Source organism: Deltaproteobacteria bacterium (assembly GCA_016709225.1).
GTDB lineage: Bacteria > Myxococcota_A > Polyangia > Nannocystales > Nannocystaceae > Xiheibacterium > Xiheibacterium phototrophicum.
Genome location: JADJEE010000001.1, coordinates 636,844 through 657,666 on the forward strand (window position 1 = coordinate 636,844; position 20,823 = coordinate 657,666).

The following is a 20,823-nucleotide window of genomic DNA, read 5'->3' on the forward strand; positions in this document are numbered from 1 at the left end:
CTCTCAGGGCGGTGTGATCGCGCGGGCGAACGCGAGGTTCACCAGCGTCGCGGTGGTGCGCGTGTACGCCGGCATGACGGTGTCGACGGTGTCGCTCGACTGGTGGTAGTGCGGCGTGGTGTCGCCCGAGACGTACTCCTCGGTGAGCCCGACCGCGGCGAAGCCCTGCGCGCGAAACGACACGTGATCGGTGAAGCCGGTGTCGGTCGGCGTGAGGCCCTCGATGGCCGGCAGCTCGTCGACCACGTCGTCGTAGAACTCGAACAGCCCCGCGTCGGCGCGCTCGAGCTCGACGCGGCGATCGCCGTCTTGATCCCAGCCCATCTGATCGATGGTGTGCACCGCGATGACCGGCTCGCGATCGGCGACCAGCTTGGCCGCCATCGCGCCGCTGCCGACCAGGCCCAGCTCCTCCTCGTCGAAGGCGACGAACAACACGTCGTGGCTGCGGCACGGCAGCGTCGCGAGCTGTCGCGCGGCGGCGACGACGATCGCGACGCCGGTGGCGTTGTCGTTGGCACCGGGGCTGCCGGGCACGCTGTCGTAGTGGGCCCCGAGCACCCACGTGCCCTGCGACGCACCGGTCGCGGGCAAGCGCGCGATCACGTTGGTGCCGGAGCCGTACTCGTGCAGCTCGGTGTCGAGTCCGAGATCGACGAAGCGCTGCTGCAGCCAGCCCGCCGCCAGCGCGCGGCGCTGCGGGTTGGCGCGATCGCCGAGCAGCACGCCGTCGATGGGCTGCACCCCGCCGAGGTGCTCGACCACGTCGACGATCTCGTCCTCGAGCCACGACGGATCGGGCGGCGGCGGCTCGCAGGCGGGCGCGCCGGTGCTGTCGTCGACGGCGGTGTCGTCGGTGCCGGCGGCGGTCGAGCTGCCGCCGTCGCTCGGGTCGCCGTGGCTGCTGGCCTCGAGCTCGGCGCCGACGGTGCTGCTGCCGTCGCTCGACGTCGTCGCCTCGGTGGTCCACGGCTGTGCGCCGCGGTCGTCGTCCGTCGCGGGGCAGGCCGCGCATGCCAGCGCCCACGCGAGCGCGGTTCGTGGGGCTGTGATGGACACCGGCGTCGGCGAGCGTAGCAAGACCTGCGCGCGCCCGGTTGCCGCCGCGCCGACGCCCCTGCTAGCGTCGCCGCCGGTGCGCGTCGCGGTGGTCGGCTTCGGCTGCAGGGTCTCGGCCTCGGAGGCCGAGGCGATGGCGGCACGCCTGCATCAACGCGGTCTGGCGCCTGCGGGCATCGACGATGCCGAGCTCGTGGTGGTGCACGGCTGTGCGATCACGGCGTCGGCCGAGGCAGATGCGCGCGCGCTGACGCGTCGGGTTGCGCGTCGCGGCGGCGCGCAGGTGATCGCGAGCGGCTGCTGGGCCCACGCCGATGGCGCCGCGATCGCGGCGATGCCGGGGGTGCTCGACGTGCTCGATGTGCGCGATGCCGACGCCGCGGTCACCCGCGTGCTCGCGCACGCCGGTCGCGAGCCGCTGGCGCCGGCGCCGGTGCAGCTGTCGCGACGGCCGCCCTTGGCGGTGTTGCCCCCGGTCGTCGACGCACGCGCGCGGGCGCTGCTCAAGGTCCAGGACGGCTGCGACTACGCATGCAGCTTCTGCATCGTGCCGCAGCTGCGCGGCCGCTCGCGGTCGTTGCCCTTCGGCGCGATCGCGGCCCACGTCGACGGCTTGGTCGCCGCCGGCGTGCCCGAGATCGTGATGACCGGCGTGCACCTGGGCACCTGGGGGCGCGACCTCGGCGAGCGCGGTGGCGTGGCCGGGTTGGTGCAGCGACTGCTGCCCCACCTGGGGGCGACGCGACTGCGGCTGTCGTCGATCGATCCCCACGAGCTCGACGATGCGCTCATCGATCTGCTCGCGCGCGAGCGCGGGCGGCTGTGTCGCCACCTGCACCTGCCGGTGCAGAGCTGCGACGATGGCGTGCTCGCGCGCATGCGACGGGCCCACCGCACGGGCGCGTTCGTCGAGCGGGTGCAGCGGGCGATCGATCGCGTACCCGGGCTCGCGATCGCGACCGACGTGATCGCAGGCCACCCGGGCGAAGACGACGACGCCTTCGCGCGCACCCACGACGTGTTGGCCGCGCTACCGCTGGCGGCGATGCACGTGTTCCCGTACTCGCCGCGGCCCGGTACCGCCGCCGCGTCGATGCCCGACGCGGTCCCCGCGAGCACGATCCGCGTCCGCGCGGCACAGCTGCGCGCGCTCTCGCAGCAGCAGCAGCGCCGCTTCCGTGCGGCCGCGATCGGCACCACGCTCGACGTCGTCAGCCACCGTGCGCCCGATCGCGACGGCGCGCTGTGGGCGATGAGCGATCACGATCTGCGCGTGCGGCTGCCGGGCGATTGCGACGCCTTCGGGCAGCGACTGCGCGCGCGCCTGCACGACGACGGCGAGGCCGCCAGCCTGGTCCCCTAGATGGCGCGACGTGGTGCGAGCGAGTCGTCGGCGGTGCAGCCCGCCGGGCGCGAGGGCTTCGGCTTCGCCTTCCCCGGTCGTGCACAGGCCGAGGCGGCCGCGGTGGCGCCACCGCGCGGCCGCTTGGTCGGCGACACCCGACGCACCGCCGCCGCGGTGACGCTGGTGGAGGGCGACAACCTCGACGCGCTCGCGCTGCTCGAGCCGCGCTACCGCGGTCGCATCGACGCGATCTACATCGACCCGCCCTACAACCGCGGCCGCGACTTCGTGTACCGGGGCATCTACGCTGAAGGCGTGCGCAGCTTCGCGGCCACCCGGGGGCCGATGGCGCGGCAGCACGAGGCCCGCCGCAGCGCGCCGTGGATGGCGATGATGCTGCCGCGGCTGCTGCGGGCGCGTGCGCTGCTGGCCCCGCACGGGGTGATCTTCGCGAGCATCGACGACGCCGAGGTCCATCACCTGCGGGTGCTGCTCGACGAGGTCTTCGGTCGCGAGCGCTTCGTCGCGCAGATCGTGGTGGTCAGCAACCGCGGCGGCCGCGACTATCTGCCGGTCGCGGTCACCCACGAGTACGTGCTGTGCTACGCCGCCGGCGACGCACCGCGGGTGCACGAGCTGCCGCGCGAGGTCACGCTGCCGCACGACGATGGTCGCGGCGCCTACGAGCTCCGAGAGCTGCGCAACCGCAACCCTCGCTTCACGCCGGCCAACCGACCCAACCTCTTCTACCCGGTGTGGGTCGACACCTCGCGGGTCGACGCGTTCGAGTGCCACCCGACTGCGCTCGAGCCGCGCCGCGGCTGGCTCGAGGTGTGGCCGCGCAACCGCGAGGGCGCCGACAGCGTGTGGCGGTGGGGGCAGCCCAAGCTGCGCGCCGCGATCGTGCCGGGCGACGCGGCTGGCAGCGAGGTCGTCGCGCGGCGGCGTCGCGACGGCGGCTGCAACATCTACGAGAAGCACCGCAAGCAGACCACCAAGGCCCGCGCGCTGTGGGACGACCCCGCGCTGCGCTCGGAGCAGGGCAGCATCGAGCTGCGCAAGGAGCTCGGCGCGGCGCTGTTCGATCACCCCAAGCCCATCGAGCTGGTGCGACGCTGCGTCGAGCTCGGCTGCGGCAAGGATGGCATCGTGCTCGACTTCTTCGCCGGCTCCGGCACCACCGCGCTGGCGGTCGCCGAGCAGAACCGCCGCGACGGCGGCCGGCGCAAGTGCGTGCTCGTGCAGTGGCCCGAGCCGACGCCGACGAGCTCGGCCGCCGCCAAGGCCGGCTTGACGGATGTCGCCGCGATCGCGCGCGCACGTCTGCACGCGGCCTTCGGCGCGCGCGCGGTCGCGTCGCTGCGGGTCGAAGCCGACGACGACGCTCGAGTGCGAGGTGCGTGAGCGAGCGTCACGGGCCGCGTGCGCGCAGCCCTCGACGGGTTGCGCGGATGCCCTTGTCGATCGCGCGTCGCACCGGCACGAGTTCATCGTCGCGGCCGAGCACCTCCGCGAGCTCTCCGATCGCGGGCGCGAGCGCCTGCGCGATGGCGTCCGTGACCTCCTCGACGACCGCCACGAGGTATCTCGCTTTGACGCCCAGGGTCCTCGCCTCGTCGTGCCATGCGACGGCGGGAAGGTTGCCGGCGTCGGCGCGGCCACCAATCGTCATCGCCAGGCGGGCGGAGAGGCGGCCATACGCCGTCGTGCACACGAGGTCGTAGAAGGGTGCGAGTCGCCAGTGGCCGGTGTCGTCCCGCAGCAGCGACAGGTTCTTCGCGTGGTTGTCGCGGTTGCCGACCACCGCGCAGAACGCCAGCCAGCGCAGCAGCGACCGCGAGTCGGGCAGCGGGGTCGCGCTGACCTCGCGCACCAACTCGAGGCAGCGGTGGAACGTCGGGCCGCCCTCGGCCTCGTACTTGCGCCGGCGGTCGAGGCCGAGCGCCTGCGCGAAATCCTCTTGGTGGCGGCGCCGGGTCGGTGGACCGACGCTGCGATCGAAGCGCGCGACGAGCAGCAGCGGCGCGCCGTGGCGTGTCCACAGCCTCGCGTCGGCCGTCGGTAGCCCGACGCGGCGAGCCAAGCTGAGCACGAGCGCCTCGTTCTGCGGTAGCGCGGCGAAGTCCCGGTGCGGGAACTTGAGCAGATGCGTCGACGGTGAGCCTTGCCCGGGCAGCAGCAGCTTGTCGCCGTCCACGCGCACGCCGAGCTTGTCCTGCGCGCCCGCGAGCGACAGCCGCAGCGCGACTCCGACCGCGCCGGCGTAGGCGCCCGAGCCCGCCCAGCGCTCGAGGTCCGCGTCGCGCAGGCGACGATCGGGCTGCGGCGTTGCAGGCTCGCGCTCCTCCTCCACGATGCGCAGCGCCCCGGCGCACTCGTGCCCAATCGCGCGCAGCAGCGCGAAGTCGTTGTCTTCGCTGATGCCGAGCCGACGACACACGGCCGTGCGGATTGCACCCTCGGGCAGGAGGTTGCCGAAGAACCGCTCGGCTTCGACCCCGAAGGGATCGGCGCGCAGGGGCAGGGAGTGACTGATCGCGAAGCGCGTCGGCGACGACAGCCACGTGGCCGCGTACGCGAATTCGATGCGATGATTCGATGGACTCGATGGGCTCGATCGGTCCGATACGTCCGACAGCACGCCGATCGACGCCTCGTCGGTGAGGACGTGCAGCGCGTTCATTTCGGCGCCTCGCGATCGCGGACCTCGAGAAGCAGCCCGAGGCGCTCGAGGACTCGGAGCGCCTTGCCCAGCTCGAGCGTCGGCTTGCCGCGCTCGAGCTCCACGATGAAGCGCGGTCCGACGTCCGCGAGCGCGGCGAGCTCGACCTGCGTGGCGCCGAGGCGCTTGCGGTGGGCACGGACCAGCCCGCCCAGCTCGGCGGGCGTGCGAACTGCGGAGCTCGGCATCGAAAATCCCGAACGGGAAGATACCTTCCGCTCTGCGGGGAGACAACCGAGAAAGTTACCGAGCGGGAAGAAGATGCCGCCGGTCGCAGGGCCCGTCGCAAGGTAGTCCCGTACGGGAAGACTCGCGAGCGCTCGCGGCTCGAGCGGCGCTTCGCAGCCTGTTCGTCAGGCACCGCGCCGCCCCCTTGCATGCGGTCCATGGGCTGCCGATCGCGGCACGGCGACCAGCTTCGCAACCCCGCGACATCACGCGTGCGCGACCGCGGTCCCGTGCTTGCTGTGCAGCCAACACGATGCGTCGCGCACCCTCGGCCCACACCCACGTTCCTCCTGCAGCCTCCTTGCTCGTCGCGCTCTCGCTGGCGCTGGCGTGTGGCGCCGATGATCCCCAGGCCGGTGCTGCCGAGGCCGGCGCCAGCGAGGGTGGTGACACCGAGGCCGGCAGCGAGGGCGGCAGCGCCGATGGGAGCACGGCCGGCAGCGACGGGGCACCCGCGAGCACCTCGGGGGGCACCGAGGCGTCGGTGGTCTACTGGCGCGACGTCAAGCCGATCCTCGACGCGCGCTGTGGTGCCTGCCACTCCGATGATGGTGTCGCGCCGTTCTCCCTCACCAGCTATCAAGACGCGGCGGTCTACGCCGAGACGCTGCCGTCGGCGCTGCTTGCCGGCCTGATGCCGCCGTGGCCCGCCGACGGCGACTGCAACGACTACCTCTACGATCCGAGCCTCGACGACGCGCAGATCCAGACCATCGTCGACTGGGTCGACCAGGGCGCCGCCGAGGGCGATCCGAACGACGTCGGCGCGCCGCTGCCTGTCACCACCGCGACGCTGCCCGAGGTCGACTTCACGGTCGCGATGGCCGAGCCGCACACGCCCGCGCCACCGATGGGCGGGCTCGACGAGCACCGCTGCTTCCTGGTCGACTGGCCCGCGACCAGCGACGTCTACGTCACCGGCTACGAGGTGCTGCCGGGCAACCGCAAGGTCGTGCACCACCTGGTCGCGCGCATGGTCGACCCCGCGGACGTCGCGGACTTCGAGGCCCAGGACGCCGACGAGGCCGGCGACGGCTGGACCTGTGGCAGCGGCACCGGCATGGCCGGCGGCGGCGGGGCGCTGCTGGGCGTGTGGGTGCCGGGTGCGGGCGCGTCGGTGCTACCGGAGGGCACCGGCATGCTCGTGCCGACCGGATCGAAGCTGCTGCTGAACATGCACTACAACACCGTGATGGGCGACACTTCGCCCGATCAGACCGCGGTCGCGTTCGACGTCGAAGACAGCGTCGAGCGCGTCGGCGTCTCGCAGTTCGTCGCCGATCCGACGTGGCCGGTCGGCGACAACATGCTGATCCCCGCCGGCGATGCCGCCAGCGAGCACGTCTTCGATCGCGCCCTGCCGAGTTCGTTCGACGTGCACGCGATCGGCCTGCACATGCACACCCTCGGCACCGAGATCAGTCTCGCGGTCGATCACCAGGACGGCAGCCGCAGCTGCGGCGTCGACATCCCGCGGTGGGACTTCGGCTGGCAGCTGGGCTATCGGCTGGCCGCGCCGATCCACGTCGAAGCGGGCGACCACGTGGTGCTGCGCTGCAACTTCGACAACTCGCCCGCCAACCAGGCCGTGGTCGACGGCGTGCCGCGCACGCCGGTCGACGTCACCTGGGGCGAGGACACCTACGACGAGATGTGCCTCGGCTTCGTGTACATCACCCCGGGCTGACGCCCGCGCATCGGCAGGGCTGACGCCCACCGCTTTGGCGGCGGCGATCAACCGGGCGGGTCGAGGAAGTCGACCAGGTCGCCGCCGCCGATCTCGTAGAAGGAGTTCTGGTTCCAGCCGCCGACCCAGAAGTGGTAGAGCGCGCCGAAGCCGAAACCCTCGACCGGCACGCCGGTGTCCTCGGCGTAGGTGAAGAGGTTCTCCTGCACCCAGCCCATCACCGGGTCGTGGCGGTACTGCCCGATGAAGTTGCTCGTCATGTCCGAGACGTAGACGTACGGGATGCCGGTGTTGGGATCGGTGACGACGTCCATGCCGTCCATGTGATCGCCCGACAGCACCGGGAACTCGAAGGCGTAGCCCCACTGCTGGGTCTCGGCGTCGTACTGGAACACGCGCCGGCCCGACTCGTTGCCCGAGTACCACACGTCACTGACCTCGTCGTAGCCGAGGAACGCGAGGTAGCCGTAGGTCATCGCGCCGATCCACGGCGACTTCGGGGCCACCTGCGAGCTGGTGCCGGTCGCGAGATCGTAGGCGGTGATCTGGTTGGGTCCGGCCCACATCAGCGTGGTCGGTGTGGCGTAGAGCTCCATCTGGTGCGGCACTGCGCCGTCGTTGCTGATCGGGATCGACTGCACGAAGGTGAACACGCGCTCTTCGATGGGGCCGGGCTCGTCGACCGAGTCGGGGTGCTGGTGGGGCTCGAGCTTGTTGTCACCGTCGGAATCGAGCAGCTGCACGTCGTAGGCGGCGACCACCAGCTGCCCACCCGACCACGCGGTGAACCAGATGCGGTTGCCCTCGCTGTCGACGTCGGACACGGTGTTGAAGCCGTCGGCCACCGGCGAGAAGGTCGAGTACAAGTAGTAGACGCCGCTCGGCTCGGTGCCGCCCAGCGGTGACAGCGGCGAGCAGCCGTGCACGGTCACGTCGCAGTACTCGCCGGCGGAGGGATCGCAGACCTCGATCTCCTCCCAGTACGGGTCGCCCTGCACGTTGCAGGACATCACGCGCGGGCCCTTGCACGACCACTGGCCGACGGTGCACGCGACGCAGCCCTGGCCCTCGACGCAGACCTCGGGCGCACACGCCTGGCTGTCGGCCAGCGTGCCGTTGTCCGCACACTCGACGGCCACGTTGCCGTCGCAGTACAGCCCCGCAGCCTTGCCGTCGCACATCGAGCCGTCGCCGAGATCGAACTTGGGCGCGCCCATGGTCGACTCGCCGTCGGCCGAGGTGTTGGGATTGGTGGCCTGACCCGTGCTCGTGCCCTCGCTGCCGGAAGCGCTGGTATCTGCGCTCACGCCGATGGTCAGCGACGATGCGCCCGTCACCGGCCCGCCCTGCTCGGGCGCGGCGCATGCGGCTGCGAGCGGCAGCCACAGCAGCGCCCGTGCGGCGGGGTGTCGCCGGGTCCAGGGCCGGGGCAGGGTGACGGTCGCAGGCGTCGCAGCGGTCATCGCGAACGGTACGACACCGCATCCACCCGGTCTTGCCGGGTCGCTCGCGCGTCATCGATGGGGATCGTCGGCGCGCAAACGCGGTAGGGTCGGTGCGGTCGCGGGTGCGCGACGCCCGTTCGTGCCGCCGATGCCCGCATCCGCGATCGAGTCCGCCTTCGCGCCGCTGCTGCAGCTGGTGTGCGAGATCGCCAACGCCCCCGCGCCGCCGCACCCCGAGGCACTGCGGCAGACCCTCGAGGCGGCAATCCGCGACGCCGCGTCGGCGTGTGCCGCCGCGGGCGTGGTCGAGTACGAGTTCCGCCAGGCGCTCTACCCCGTGGTCGCGCTGGTCGACGAGCTGCTGCAGCAGGTCTACGCGTTCGGCGTGTGGCCGCCCGCGGCGCTGTCGCTGCGCCACTTCGACGACAACAACGCGGGTGTGAACTTCTTCGCGCGCATCGATGCGTTGGTCGAGCAGCAGCGCCACGAGGTGCTGCGGGTGTTCGCGCTGGCGCTGGGGCTCGGCTTCCAGGGGCAGTACGCGTTCGCGGCCGATGCCGCTGTCGGCCTCGCCGGCCATCGTCGACGGCTGGCGCAGGTGCTGGGGTTGTCGGCCAACGTCGAGCTGCCGCCCGAGCCCGACGCGCGCATCGTGGCGCCATCGCCGAGCCCGATCGCGTTCGCGCCGCTGGGCTTGGCCGCGCTCGCCATCGTCGCGATGGCGGTGGCGTTCGTGGTGCGCTGAAGCGGGAGCCGGGACCAAGATGGCGTTGCGCATCCTCCTCAGCCTCGCGATCGCGGCCCTGGTCTCGGGGTCGTGGGGTCTGTTCGCGCTCGGCAAGCTGTCGCTGACCCTCGCGATCGCCGGCACCGTGCTGGCGTTGGTGCTGCTGGTGGTGGCGATCGTGATCGCGGCGCTGCGGGCCCGCGCGGTCGCGGCCGGGGCCGCCGCGGCGCTGGCCCACCAGCCGCCGCGACGCGGGGATGATCTGCCGGCCATCGAGCTGGCGCTGCTGCGGGGTGCGATCGAGCGCTCGCGCGCGGCGGGGCGTCGACTGCCGCGGGAGCTGCCGCTGCACCTCGTGGTCGGTCTCGCCGACGCCGGCAAGACCGCGCTGCTCGATCACTGCGGCCTGCAGTGGTGGTTCCAGTCGCCGCGCAAGGGCCTGCGGGTGTCCACGCGGGTCAGCGACGAAGCGGCGTTCGTCGAGTTCACCGCCGCGCCCGACGCCCGCAGCGACGCCGGTGAGACCGCACGACTCGCGCGCGCGCTCGGCCAGGCCACGCGCACGCGCCCACTGGCGGGCGTGCTGGTGTGCGTGGCGGTCGACGGCCTGCGCGACGACGCGGCCTTCGCCGCGGCGCGCACGGTACTCGAGCTCGTGGTGCAGCACTGCGGCGTGCAGGTGCCGGTGCACGTGGTGATCACCAAGCTGGATCGCATGCCCGGCCACGCCGAGCTCGCGCACGCGATCGCGGGCTCGAACAGCGCGCTCGGGGTCCAGCTGCCGCTCCCCGGCGACGCGCGGCGCAGCGAAGCGGCGGTGCAGGGCTTCGTGCAGCGGGTCCACGAGGTCGCGGTCGGTCTGCTGCACGGCGCCGCCCAGGGCACGGTGCTGCGCTTCGCGATGGCGCTCGAGGCCCTGGCGCCCGCGTTGGTGGCGTGGACCGGGCGGCTGCACGCACCGACCCGCGGCGGCGAGGCGCTCGCGCTGCGCAGCGTCTACTTCACGAGCACGCGCGATCGCGGGCCGGTGTCCGCGTCGCTGCTGCCACCCGCGGTGGTCGCCCTCGGGCTCGTGCCTCCGCTCGACGATCGCGGCCGCGACGGCCCGACCCCGCTCGGCCAGCACGCGCTCGCGAGCATCGTCGCCGACGCCGAGCTGGCACGGCCCAGTCGTCGCGGGCGCACCGCCGCGGTGCTGCGCTGGAGTGCGCCGCTCGGCCTCGGGCTCGCCGTCGCAGGCGGCACCGCTGCGGCCGTGATCGCGGCGCTGCCCGACCAGGCCCCGCCGCCGCCGCCGGTCGTGGTCGCGGTGCCGGCCCCCGAGCCCGAGGCGCCGGCCAAGCCCAAGGTCGCCGACCCCGAGGTCGATCCGTGCGCCGAGCTGCGTCCCTTCGAGGGCAGCTGGGCCTTTCGCACCCACGTCGATGGCAGCACCGGCGGCGGTGGCATCGACGTGGTCGGTCACTACACGATGAACCTGGTCGTACAAGCGGCCACGTGCACGCTCGCGGCCGAGATGGTCAAGCAGGGCTGGACCGAGGCCGACGGCAGCTTCGTCGCCCACGATCCGGTGCAGCGCTCGAGCGACATCCTGCACCGCATGGGCGATCATCACGCCGGCCACGTGCCCGAGTGGGTCACCGTCGGCCACGCGGTGTTCGCCCGCGACAGCGACGACAAGCGCTTCGACCTCTTCCTCGCCTTCGGCGTGCGCGACGACGGCAACCTCGTCGGCGCCTTCGAGTACCTCGCCGATCACAGCACCGCCTCGCGGCTGGTGTGGGGCCGCATCACCGGGCGCCGCGGCAGCGAGGCCAGCTGGGATCCGAGCCTCGACGACTGCGCGACGCGTCGCTTCGTCACCCGCAGCACCACGTCGAGCGACGCCAACCGGGCCTTCCGCGATGCCGCGAACGCGTGCGATCTCGAGGCGCGCTAGCGCGACTACAGCACGCAACCGATCCGCACCGGATCGATCGCGACCTCGTCGATCCACACGTCGAAGTGGTCGGGGTTCGAGCCGCCCTGGTATAGCCACCAGCCCACCCACACCGACTCGAACTGCGGCATCACATAGTCGGCGCCTGCGTTGCCACCGTGCTCGGTCGCAGTGGTCGACAGCGAGGGGTGTAGATCGGCGTCCCAGTAGAACTCGGTGGTGTTGGTGCTGCCGTCGTGCAGCCACTCGATGCACACCCAGTCCTGCACCACCACCGCCTGGGGCGCGCCCGCGGGATCGTCGTCGAGGTTGGTCCAGTCGCCGGTCGGGCCGCCGTCGCTGCCGATGCCGAACAGGGTCATGCCCGCGAAGCGGTTGAGCTGCCCGCCCACGCGGATCTCGCTGGTGTCACCCGAGCCGCGTGCGCCGACCAGGGTCCAGTGGGCCCAGTCGGGCGCCACCGGCACCGCGTCGATCCACACGAACATGCGGCCCCAGTAGCGGTTGTCGGTGGCGGGGAAGGTCACGGTCTCGCGCACGAAGGAGAACGCGTTGCCCTCGGTGTGCACGTGCAGCGAGCCGGCACCGCGCGCGCTCTTGGCCGCATCGACGGTGACGGTGCCGCTTTGCTGCCACACCGCCTGGTCGAGCGCGCCGTCCTCGAAGGAGTCGCACAGCTGCAGGCCCGCGACGTCGCAGCGCGCGTCGCCGAAGAACTTGCTGCGATCGTTGCCGTAGTCGCGGCCCTGGTCGCCGGTGTCACTCGAGCCGCCGCTGTCGTCCGAGGGACCGGTGGTCGCGGAGGTGGTGCTCGCGGTGGTCGAGCCGGCGGTGGTCGAGCCGGCGGTGGTCGAGCCGGCAGAGGTGGTCGACGCGGTGGTGGTCGAGCCCGCCGACGCCGTGCCGCTGCCCTCGGCCTCGCCGCTGCTGCTGCCGGTACCCTCACCACTGCTGGCGTCGCCGCAGGCGCCCGCCAACCACAACACGCAGCCGCCGATGGCGGTGCGAAGACGAAGGTGCGTGCGATGCATGGCCTTGATCCCCCGCGGCAGGATCGGCGGCGTCACCATCGACGGTCAAGTCGACCGGCGATCACACGACGCGCGCGCTGCGACGCAGCATCGCATCGAGCGGGAGCAGCAGCAGCGCGAGCACCACGAGCCACGGCCACAGCCGTCGCACCTGCGAGGTCGCTGACGTTCCGATCGCGGGCGTCAGCGTCGACGGCGACTCGACGCCCCCCGAGGTGGCCGCCAGCGCGGCGAGGAACTCGCGGTCGGGCGTGCGATGGCGCTGCTCGGCCGAGGCCGGCGGCGCGAAGGTGTGACGCGCGACGATCTTCTCGCTCGCGTCGAGCACCTCGACGGTGTACGTGCGGCCCGGCGTGGTCGCGACGCCGGCGTCCCACAGGCCCGGCTCGCGCGCACGAAGGTCGAGCGCGTGGGTCTCGTCGCCATCGACGATGCGAGCCTTGATGGCGCCATCATCGATCGACAGGCCCTTGTCGTCGCGTCGCGCGATGCGGACCAGCGCCTCGCCGCCGGCGACGCTGACCTCGACCGCGGTGTCGGTGCCCGAGCCGTTGCGCAGCGCGAAGCGGGCCAGCTGCGTCCAGTGGGCGTTGTAGCCGGCCCATGTCAGCCACTCGTCCGACCACCGCGGCCCGGCGTCGCTGGCCCATGCCATCACGTGGCCGAGGCCGTAGCGCCAGGTCACGAGCAGCGGGCTGCCCTCCGCGGCGGCCATCACGATCTCGGCGGTCGGGCGGGCCTCGAGCTGCTGGTAGCCCTTCAAGAACGGCGCGCGCTGGTAGTCGAGGCCCTCGAGCGCGGGGTGACGCGCGAGCGTGATCGGGCGAAACGGCGTCTCCTTGAGCGAGCTGTCGACCAGTCGCTCGGTCTCCTGCACGAACAGCGAGCGCAGCTTGCTGGCGTCGGCGGTGAGGTAGAAGCGCCCGCCGCCGGCCTTCGCGAGGTCCTTCAGGAACTGGGTGTCGACATCCTCTTCGGAGCCGATGCCGATGACGCTGGTGGTCACGCCGTCGTCGCGCATGCGCCGGGCCAGCTCTTCAGCGGTCGTGCCACCGCCGGTGCCGAACGGCACGCCCTTGACCTTCTCCTCGGAGTCGGCGGCGTCGCTGAAGAGGATCACGTGGCGCAGCGGCGTGTCGACCTTGCGCATGGTCTCCTCGGCGGCCTCGAGCGCCGTGTACACGTAGATGCCGCCACCGTCGGCGCGGATCCGCAGCACCCGGCGCTCCATGTCGCTGCCGTCGGCGACCGGCTGGAGGTTGACCTCCCAGCGGACCTCCTCGGTGACGCTCATGACCGCGATCTGGTCGAACGGTCGCAGCAGCCGCATCGACGCCACCGCGCCCTCGTCGGCGAGCTCCATCTTGGTCTTCGACCAGCCCGCCATCGCCGACATGCTGCCCGAGCGATCGAGGATGATGACGATGGTCGCGGCGGACTCGATCTCCTGCTCGACCGGATCGATCTTCACCGGCAGGATCTTCTCGAGCGGGGTGTCGCCGTAGCCGCCCATGTCGTAGGCCATCGGCCCGCCCAGCACGATGAGGCCGCCGCCACCGTCGACCCAGCGCGAGAGGTTGGCCATGAACGCATCGGAGACGCCGCGCTCGCCGGCGATGGCCTCGGCGGGCGCGTTGGCCAGCACCACGAGATCGACCTCGTCGAGCTTCGCGTGGTCGGCCGTCATCGCGCTCGCGCGCACGGTCTCGACCTCCATGCGTTCGGCCCGCAGCGCCCGCGCCAGCGCGCCGCCGTCGGCCTCCTCGCCGGTGATGATGCGGACCTTGGGCGGCTCGCCGACCACCAGCGACGCGACCGACGCGTTGTTGTCGGGATCGAGATCGCCGCTGCTCTCGAGCGACAGCGTGGCGTGCACCGGCTGGGTCCCCGGCGGCGCCTTGGGATCGAGCGCCTTCGAGAACGGCACCGTGATGGTCTCGCCGGCCGGTAGCTCCACCGCCTGGGTGAGCGCGACGGCATCGCCGACCGTGACGGTCAACGTGCCGCGCTGCGGCGCGTCGCCGCCGACCAGCTCGACGCTGCCGGTCGCGGTCGCACCGGGCCGCACCTGGGTGTCGTCGAGCTCGACCGAGAGCACGGCGGGATCGTTGCGCGCCGGATCGATCACCACGGTGTCGATCGGCACCCCGCGTGCGGCCGCGAGTGCCTTGGCGTCGACGCCGAGCGTGCCGCCGCTGCGGCGGCCGTCGGACAGCAACACGATCTCGCCGCTCTCGCCGTCGGGCACCAGCGACAGCGCGATCGCGACGGCACCGTCGATGTCGCTGCCGTCGCGGGGCTCGGCCCGCAGCGGGCTCGGTGGCGTCCATGGCCCGCCCGGCAGCACTGCCAGCTCGGGGTCGCGATCGAACAGCACCAAGCCGGTGCGGACGTCGTCGGACAGCGCACCGCGCAGGCGCTCGACCTCGGCCATCGCGCCGGCGAGCGCGGCATCGGGCACGCTCGCCGAGCGATCGACGACGAAGACCACGTGGCCGACCTGCTCGTGTCGGTGCCACCGCGGGTCGGAGAGTGCGAGCACGATCGCGAGCGTGCCGAGCAGGCGCGTGGCCGCGGCGGCGATGCGGCGGCCGGGCTGCTCGCCCCAGCGTCGCCACAGGTCGTAGCCGACCAACGCCGCCGGCACGATCGCGAGCCACAGCAGGCCGGGACGACCGAAGTGGGGCAGCCATGCCGACATCACGCGCGCCTCCTGCTCGAAGCTCGAGCCCGCAAACGCACCACCGCAGCGACCAGCGCCGGCAGCAGCCACTCGACCACCAGCGCCAACAGGGCCGCGATCGCCAGCCACGTCCACAGCGGCGCGCCGGCCAGGGTGCCGGCGGCGAAGCGGGGCGCGGCGTCACCGTGCTTCGGTGGCGGCGCGAGGTGGCTCTCGGTCAGCGACAGCACGCCCTGTCGCGCGTCGTCGCGCTCGGGTGGTGGCGGCGCAGCCCACTCGACCAGGTTCGCCATGAAGTTCACGAACGCGACCCGCAGCACCAGATCGCTCGCGACCGGTGAGAAGGCGAGGTAGACCATGTCGCGGCCGTCGAAGCGCCCGGTCACCGCGAGGCTGCCGGCCTCGATGTCGAGCAGCGAGGTCTGCTCTTCGGTCGGCACCAGCACCAGCGCCTCGGTGATGTCGAGGTTCTGCAGATCGACGAAGCGGAAGAGCGGATGGTCGTAGGACCATCGCAGGATCTCGGGGCTCTCGACCTTGCCGCTGGCGAGCGCGCCCAGCCGCGTGGGCGTGGTGCCGAAGGCCACCAGCTTCGGCGCGAAGGGCAGGGGGCCGGCCTGGTAGTCGGCCTCGAGCACCACGAGGTCGAAGCGCTCCTCGGGGGCGAGCGCGTCCTGTGGGCCGATCACGCGCAGGTCGACCCGCGGGTGCAGACGCAGCGCCTCGGCGGTGAACGACAGCCGGGTCTGGGCCACCAGCAGCACGGCGACGCGGCCACCGGCCTGGCGCGCGACGCTGGCGGCGTCGTCCTCGACCAGTGCGTCCTCGCGCAGGTGCGTGATGCGAGCGCCGACCCGCTCGCCGGGTGGCAACGGCACGCGGTGCAGCTTCTCGATCTCGCCGTTGGCCGGCAGATCGAGCGAGAGCACGTCGACCACCGCGCCGTCGACGTCGAGCGTGAGCTCGACCTCCTGCACGCGGCCCATCGTCGAGGTGAGCCCGACGTGGATCTCCGACAGACCCAGCGCGTCGGCCTCGCGCACCGACAGCGCCACGATGCCGGCGTTGGGTCCGTCGCGGCCGACCGCGATGTGCTCGACCGGGCACGAGGTCGCCGGGATGTCGACGCCGACCAGATCCGAGACCAGCACGATCGAGCCGTCCTCGCCCGCGCGGCAGATCGCGTCGGCGATGCGCAGCGCCGCGGCGGCGCCCTGGCTGCCGCCCTCGGGCGTCAACGTGCCCAGCACCTCGCGCACGCGGCCGTGATCTTCGGTCAGCCCCACGCGCACCAGGGTCTGCGCGCCGGTGGTGACCAGCGCGACGCGGTCGCCCGGTCGCAGCGCGCCCAGGGCGGTGTCGACCGCCTCGATGCCGTGCTGCAGGCGCGTGCTGCCGTCGCTGGCGCCCATGCTCGCGGAGGTGTCGAACACCACCACGAAGTCGCGCGGACGATCGTGCTCGTCGTGCAGATCGACCAGCGCGAGCACCAGCCCCACAAGCGCCAGCAGCACCAGCACCAGCGACACCAGGTGGCGCGGCCGCGACCACGCGCGCCGGGTCGGTCGCGAGGTGCCGGCGATCACGCGCAGCAGCAGCAGCGACGGCACGCGCTTCTCGACGCGTCGACGCCGGTGCAGGTACGCCGCGACCAATGGCACCGCGAGCACCAACGCCGCCAGCGCGAACGGGAAGCCCGCGCTCATGCCCCCCCCGCCATGTGCTCGACCACCTGCCCGCGGAACAGCGGCCCGTGCACGAGGTCCGCGGTGGTGCCGGTGGTCTCGGCGCGCACGTACTGGATGCCCAGCGCGCGACAGCGGGCCTCGACGCCCGCCAGCCACTGCGCGAGGTGTTCGCGATAGGCCGCCTTGGCCTCGCGGCCGTCACGGATGACGAGCTGCTCGCCGGTCTCGGCATCGACGACCCGCTCGACGTCCTCGAGATCGGGGTCGAGCTCGTCGGGGCCGAGCACGTGCATGACGATCGGTCGCGGGCACGAAGCAGCGCACAGCCGCAGCAGCGCGTCGCGCTCGCCGTCGGGCTGCAGCAGGTCCGACACGAACACCAGGCGATCGGCGCGGCCCTGGCCGAGGTGCGCGACCAGCTGGGTGTGCGTGTCGCCGACGCCGTCGGGCTCGGCACGCTCGAGCAGGTGCAGCAGCTCGGGCATGCCGTCGAGGTTCACCGCGCGGGCCCGCAGCCCACGCTGGCGCCCACCGACGCACGCGAGCACGACCGGGTCGCGGTGGGCGAGGGCGATCATCGCCAGCGTCGCGACCAGCTGCGCGCCGTGGTCGGCCTTGCGCGGGGTCCCGAAGTCCATCGACGCGCTGACGTCGAGGCACAGCTTGACCGACAGGCTGCGCTCCTCGTGGAACTGCCGCACCAGCGCGGTGCCGAGGCGGAAGTAGACGTTCCAGTCGACCAGCCGCAGGTCGTCGCCGGGGTCGTAGGGTCGGTAGTCGGCGAACTCGAGCCCTCGGCCGCGGAACGCCGAGCGCCGATCACCTGCCTGCAGCGCGGTCGCGGCCCCCGGGGCTCGCAGGCGCAGGGCGACGAAGCGCGAGAGTGCGGCGCGGTCGACGTGCATGTCGGTTCGTCGGGCCCGCTTCAGCCCGCGTGCACGTTGGGCACGCTGGCGATGAGCGCATCGACCAGTCGGTTGTTGGTGACGCCCTCGAGCTTGGCGTCGAAGCTGGGGATCATGCGGTGGCGCAGCACCGGGTGGGCGATCGCACGGATGTCGTCCTCGGCCACCCACGCGCGGCCGCACAGCAACGCGTAGGCGCGACCGGCCAGCAACAGCGCCTGCATCGCGCGGGGGCTGGCGCCGTAGCGGACGAAGCGCTTGATGTCGGCGGGGGCGTTGGGCGACTCGGGGTGGGTCGCGAGCGTCAGCGCGGCGGCGAACTCGGCCACGTGGGGCGCGATCACGATGTCGCGCACGAGGTTCTGCAGGTCGAGCAGCGTCGCGCGATCCATCGCGCGGGTGGTGGTGTCCTCGGTGCGGCCGGTGGTGCGCAGACCGATCTCCCGCAGGTCGGCGAACGACGGGAACTCGACCTCGAGCTTGAGCAGGAAACGATCGAGCTGGGCCTCCGGCAGCGGGTAGGTGCCCTCCATCTCGATGGGGTTCTGCGTGGCTGCGACCAGGAACGGCTCGGGCAGCGTCCGGCGCACCCCGCCGACCGTGACGGCGTGCTCCTGCATCGCCTCGAGCAGCGCCGACTGGGTCTTGGGCGTGGCGCGGTTGACCTCGTCGGCCAGCACCATGTTCGAGAAGATCGGTCCGGCGCGGAAGTCGAGTCGCGCGCGCCCGTGCTCGTCGTGCACCAACGTCTGGCTGCCGGTGATGTCGGCGGGCATGAGGTCGGGGGTGAACTGGATGCGCGAGAACTCGAGGTCGATGGCCTCGGCCATCACCTTGATGAGCAACGTCTTGCCCAGGCCGGGCTGCCCCTCGACGAGGATGTTGCCGCGGGTGAGCAGCCCGATGATGGCCTGCAGCACCAGCGAGCTCTGACCGAACAGGCGCTTCTCGATCTCGGTCTTGAGCGCGCCGAGGGCATCCTGCGCGAGCGCGATGCGATCGTCGGTCGGGGCGAGGGGGGCAGCGGTGGGAATCGCGGTGTTCATGACGAATGGGGTTGCCGTCAGTCGGGGCGCACGGCCTCGAAGTAGCGGCGCACGTAGTCGCGGCGGGTGAGGGGGATGTTCTCGCGTCGGATCGCGGCCTCGGCCACGTCTTCGTACTCGCGGTGGACGTCGGCGTACTCGGGGCCGGCGCGCAGGCCCTCGGCGAAGCGCTTGATGTAGCGCACCGCACCGCGGGCGGGGCCGTCGGAGGGGGTCTGCACCTCCTCGGTGCCACCTCGGCTGGCGTCGGGCGGCGGCGTGACGTCGCCGTAGTTCTCGTCGCGACCGCGACCACCACCGGGGCCGGGCTTGCCGCTGGGCTTGCCGAAGCGCCGCGAACCGGCGCCGGGCTTGCCGCCTTCGCCTTCGCCTTCGCCTTCGCCTTCGCCTTCGCCTTCGCCCTCGCCTTCGCCTTCGCCTTCGCCCTCGCCGCGGTTCATCTCTTCGAACTGCTTCGAGCGCGCCTTGTGGACGTCGTCGAGGGCGCGCTCGAGCTCGCGACCGAGCGAGCCGGAGCCGCCGCGACGTCGCATGCGCTCGGCCAGCTCGCGCGCCTCGGAGCGAGCACTGCCGGACTCGCCGCCGCGCAACCGCTCGGACAGCGACTCGGCCTCGTTGCGCCAGCGCGCGCGGCGTTCGGACTCGCCGCGGCTGGGACCCTCGCCACCCGCCCCGGACTCGCCACTCTTGCCGGACTCGCCGCTGGTGCCGGACTCGCCGCTGGTGCCCGACTCGCCGCTCTTGCCCGACTCGCCGCTCTTGCCCAACTCGCCGCTCTTGCCGGACTCGCCGCTCTTGCCGGACTCGCCGCTCTTGCCCGACTCGCCGCTCTTGCCGGACTCGCCGCTCTTGCCGGACTCGCCGCTCTTGCCCGACTCGCCGCTCTTGCCCGACTCGCCGCTCTTGCCGGACTCGCCGCTCTTGCCCGACTCGCCGCTCTTGCCCGACTCGCCGCTCTTGCCGGACTCGCCGGACTCACCGCGCTCGCGGGCCTGCGCGTCCGCGCTCGAGCGCGTGCTCGGCTCGGTGTTCTCGAGCGCGCGCTCGATTGCCCGCCCGTAGGTGTCGAGCTCGCGATCGCTGGCGTCCTCGGTGCGACGGGCGATCTCCTCGGCCATCGCGGCCGCGGTGTCGGTGTCGCCGCGCTCGATCGCCTCGACCATTTCGCGCGCGAGCGTCTCGGCGTCGAGCTGCTCGAGCTGCTTCGGATCGAACAGCCCCTTGTCCTGCGCCTCGCGCTGGGCCGCGCGCAGGGCCTCCTCGGCGCGGGCAAGATCGCCCAGCGACTTGCTGGGATCGCGCTGCACCGCGTCGAGGTGCCCTCGCGCCTGCGACAGCGCATGCTTGGTGGACTCGCGCAGCCCCGGTCGACGCTCGAGCTTCGAGAGCGCCTCCGCGGTGCGCTGCAATCGCTCGCGCGTGGCCTCGGGCAACGGTGGCGCGCTCGGGCCGGCCTCGGCCGCGCTGGCGGTGCCGGCGAGATCCGGCAGCGGCGCCTGCGTCGGCAACACCCCGACCACCGCCGCCATCACGCCGAGGGTCGCGAGCGCGCGGGTCGGGCCCACCCACGGCGCGACCGGCAGACCGAGGCCCGCCGAGGTGCCGCGCGCCCGCTCGACGACGATCGCGGCCATCGGTGCGTCGGGCTGCACGGCGCCGCTCTCGATCGCCCACGCGGTCGCGAGCAGGTCCTGCGTGTGGTGCTCGCGATCGAGGCGGCGCGCGAGCGCGAACGGGCCGGTGCGACGCCGAAGAAATCGCCGCACGCCCGCTGCGATCACGCCGACGCTGACGAGCGCGAGGCCCCAGGTCGTGATCGCGCCGCGGGTCCCCACATCGGCCAGCCACCCCGGCGTCGGCCACTGCAACCACGCCAGCGCGGCGGGCAGACGGTCGATGCCGATCGCGAGCACGCCGGCGGCCGCCACCCATGCCAGCGCGCGAGCCAGCTCCTCGAGCGCGCGCCGCCGGTTGGAGACGGCGGACCATCGACGCAGGAGGGCGGGCAACGACACGGGCATGGGGGACTTGGAGGGGAGCAGCAGTGCGGCGCGGGCCGGCGACGCCGTGGGCGGGGTGCTGGAAACGTGCGGTGCGTCGGTTGGGTTTGGCGTGTGCCCGCTTCGGGGGCGTCGCGCCGCACGTCGGCTTCGAGTGCCCCGTGGCCGTGAAGTTCCCCGCAGACGGGGTGCCCTCCCAGCTTATTCCGCGCCCTGCGGGCTGGCCAGGGCGGCCGGCTCCAGCGCGTGCTTGCCCGTCGTGCGGGCGTGTCGAGGGCGATCCACGCGAGCGCTCGCGCAACCGCCGGGCGCGTCCGC

15 protein-coding genes are annotated in these 20,823 nt (G+C 72.7%); 5 read left to right on the forward strand and 10 right to left on the reverse strand.

All coding sequences use genetic code 11. The features are described from left to right. Positions 1-3: 3 nt before the first annotated feature. Positions 4-1,059, reverse strand: a complete 1,056-nt coding sequence (locus tag IPH07_02680) for a M20/M25/M40 family metallo-hydrolase (protein ID MBK6916284.1) — start codon at positions 1,057-1,059, stop codon at positions 4-6. On the opposite strand from IPH07_02680, the gene IPH07_02685 reads away from it, so the two are divergent. Together IPH07_02685 and IPH07_02690 are read left to right on the forward strand one after the other, a co-directional pair. Continuing rightward, positions 1,052-2,422, forward strand: coding sequence for a MiaB/RimO family radical SAM methylthiotransferase (locus IPH07_02685; GenBank protein MBK6916285.1), 1,371 nt, complete (start codon positions 1,052-1,054; stop codon positions 2,420-2,422). The two genes, IPH07_02680 and IPH07_02685, sit on opposite strands and share 8 nt — an antisense overlap. Beyond that, the gene (locus IPH07_02690; protein ID MBK6916286.1) at positions 2,423-3,808 is read left to right on the forward strand and encodes a site-specific DNA-methyltransferase; all 1,386 of its coding nucleotides are present in this window, start codon (positions 2,423-2,425) and stop codon (positions 3,806-3,808) included. It abuts the gene before it with no gap. A 7-nt stretch (positions 3,809-3,815) separates the two neighbouring features. On the opposite strand, the gene IPH07_02695 is transcribed toward IPH07_02690, so the two are convergent. Then, the gene (locus IPH07_02695) at positions 3,816-5,087 is read right to left on the reverse strand and encodes a type II toxin-antitoxin system HipA family toxin (GenBank protein MBK6916287.1); all 1,272 of its coding nucleotides are present in this window, start codon (positions 5,085-5,087) and stop codon (positions 3,816-3,818) included. After that, the gene (locus IPH07_02700) at positions 5,084-5,314 is read right to left on the reverse strand and encodes a helix-turn-helix transcriptional regulator (protein ID MBK6916288.1); all 231 of its coding nucleotides are present in this window, start codon (positions 5,312-5,314) and stop codon (positions 5,084-5,086) included. Before IPH07_02700 ends, IPH07_02695 begins: the two co-directional genes overlap by 4 nt. A 341-nt stretch (positions 5,315-5,655) precedes the next feature. Here IPH07_02700 and IPH07_02705 point away from each other — a divergent pair, with 341 nt between their 5' ends. Continuing rightward, entirely contained in the window at positions 5,656-7,041 is a 1,386-nt protein-coding gene (locus IPH07_02705) for a monooxygenase (protein ID MBK6916289.1), read from the forward strand. Between the two features lie 47 nt (positions 7,042-7,088). On the opposite strand, the gene IPH07_02710 is transcribed toward IPH07_02705, so the two are convergent. Beyond that, complete coding sequence (locus IPH07_02710) at positions 7,089-8,504, reverse strand: hypothetical protein (protein MBK6916290.1); 1,416 nt, start codon at positions 8,502-8,504, stop codon at positions 7,089-7,091. Positions 8,505-8,634: 130 nt separating this feature from the next. Between IPH07_02710 and IPH07_02715 the strand changes: the two genes are divergently transcribed. Together IPH07_02715 and IPH07_02720 are read left to right on the forward strand one after the other, a co-directional pair. Beyond that, positions 8,635-9,231 carry a DotU family type IV/VI secretion system protein gene (locus IPH07_02715; GenBank protein MBK6916291.1) on the forward strand — a complete coding sequence of 199 codons (597 nt, stop codon included), beginning with the start codon at positions 8,635-8,637 and terminating at the stop codon, positions 9,229-9,231. 19 nt (positions 9,232-9,250) lie between these two features. Then, entirely contained in the window at positions 9,251-11,152 is a 1,902-nt protein-coding gene (locus tag IPH07_02720; protein MBK6916292.1) for a hypothetical protein, read from the forward strand. A 5-nt stretch (positions 11,153-11,157) separates the two neighbouring features. On the opposite strand, the gene IPH07_02725 is transcribed toward IPH07_02720, so the two are convergent. The 6 genes from IPH07_02725 to IPH07_02750 are packed head-to-tail and all read right to left on the reverse strand — an operon-like array spanning position 11,158 to position 20,526. Beyond that, the gene (locus IPH07_02725; protein MBK6916293.1) at positions 11,158-12,222 is read right to left on the reverse strand and encodes a hypothetical protein; all 1,065 of its coding nucleotides are present in this window, start codon (positions 12,220-12,222) and stop codon (positions 11,158-11,160) included. A 22-nt stretch (positions 12,223-12,244) separates the two neighbouring features. Further along, a complete protein-coding gene (locus tag IPH07_02730; GenBank protein MBK6916294.1) occupies positions 12,245-14,956 on the reverse strand; it encodes a VWA domain-containing protein in 2,712 nt (903 codons plus the stop codon). Then, the gene (locus tag IPH07_02735) at positions 14,884-16,572 is read right to left on the reverse strand and encodes a VWA domain-containing protein (GenBank protein MBK6916295.1); all 1,689 of its coding nucleotides are present in this window, start codon (positions 16,570-16,572) and stop codon (positions 14,884-14,886) included. The genes IPH07_02730 and IPH07_02735 overlap by 73 nt, the downstream gene beginning before the upstream one ends. Then, positions 16,569-17,459: a DUF58 domain-containing protein gene (locus IPH07_02740; GenBank protein ID MBK6916296.1), complete on the reverse strand. Its 891-nt coding sequence runs from the start codon at positions 17,457-17,459 to the stop codon at positions 16,569-16,571. Before IPH07_02740 ends, IPH07_02735 begins: the two co-directional genes overlap by 4 nt. A 20-nt stretch (positions 17,460-17,479) precedes the next feature. After that, positions 17,480-18,505, reverse strand: a complete 1,026-nt coding sequence (locus IPH07_02745) for an AAA family ATPase (protein ID MBK6916297.1) — start codon at positions 18,503-18,505, stop codon at positions 17,480-17,482. 17 nt (positions 18,506-18,522) lie between these two features. Then, complete coding sequence (locus IPH07_02750; GenBank protein MBK6916298.1) at positions 18,523-20,526, reverse strand: hypothetical protein; 2,004 nt, start codon at positions 20,524-20,526, stop codon at positions 18,523-18,525. Positions 20,527-20,823 lie beyond the last annotated feature (297 nt).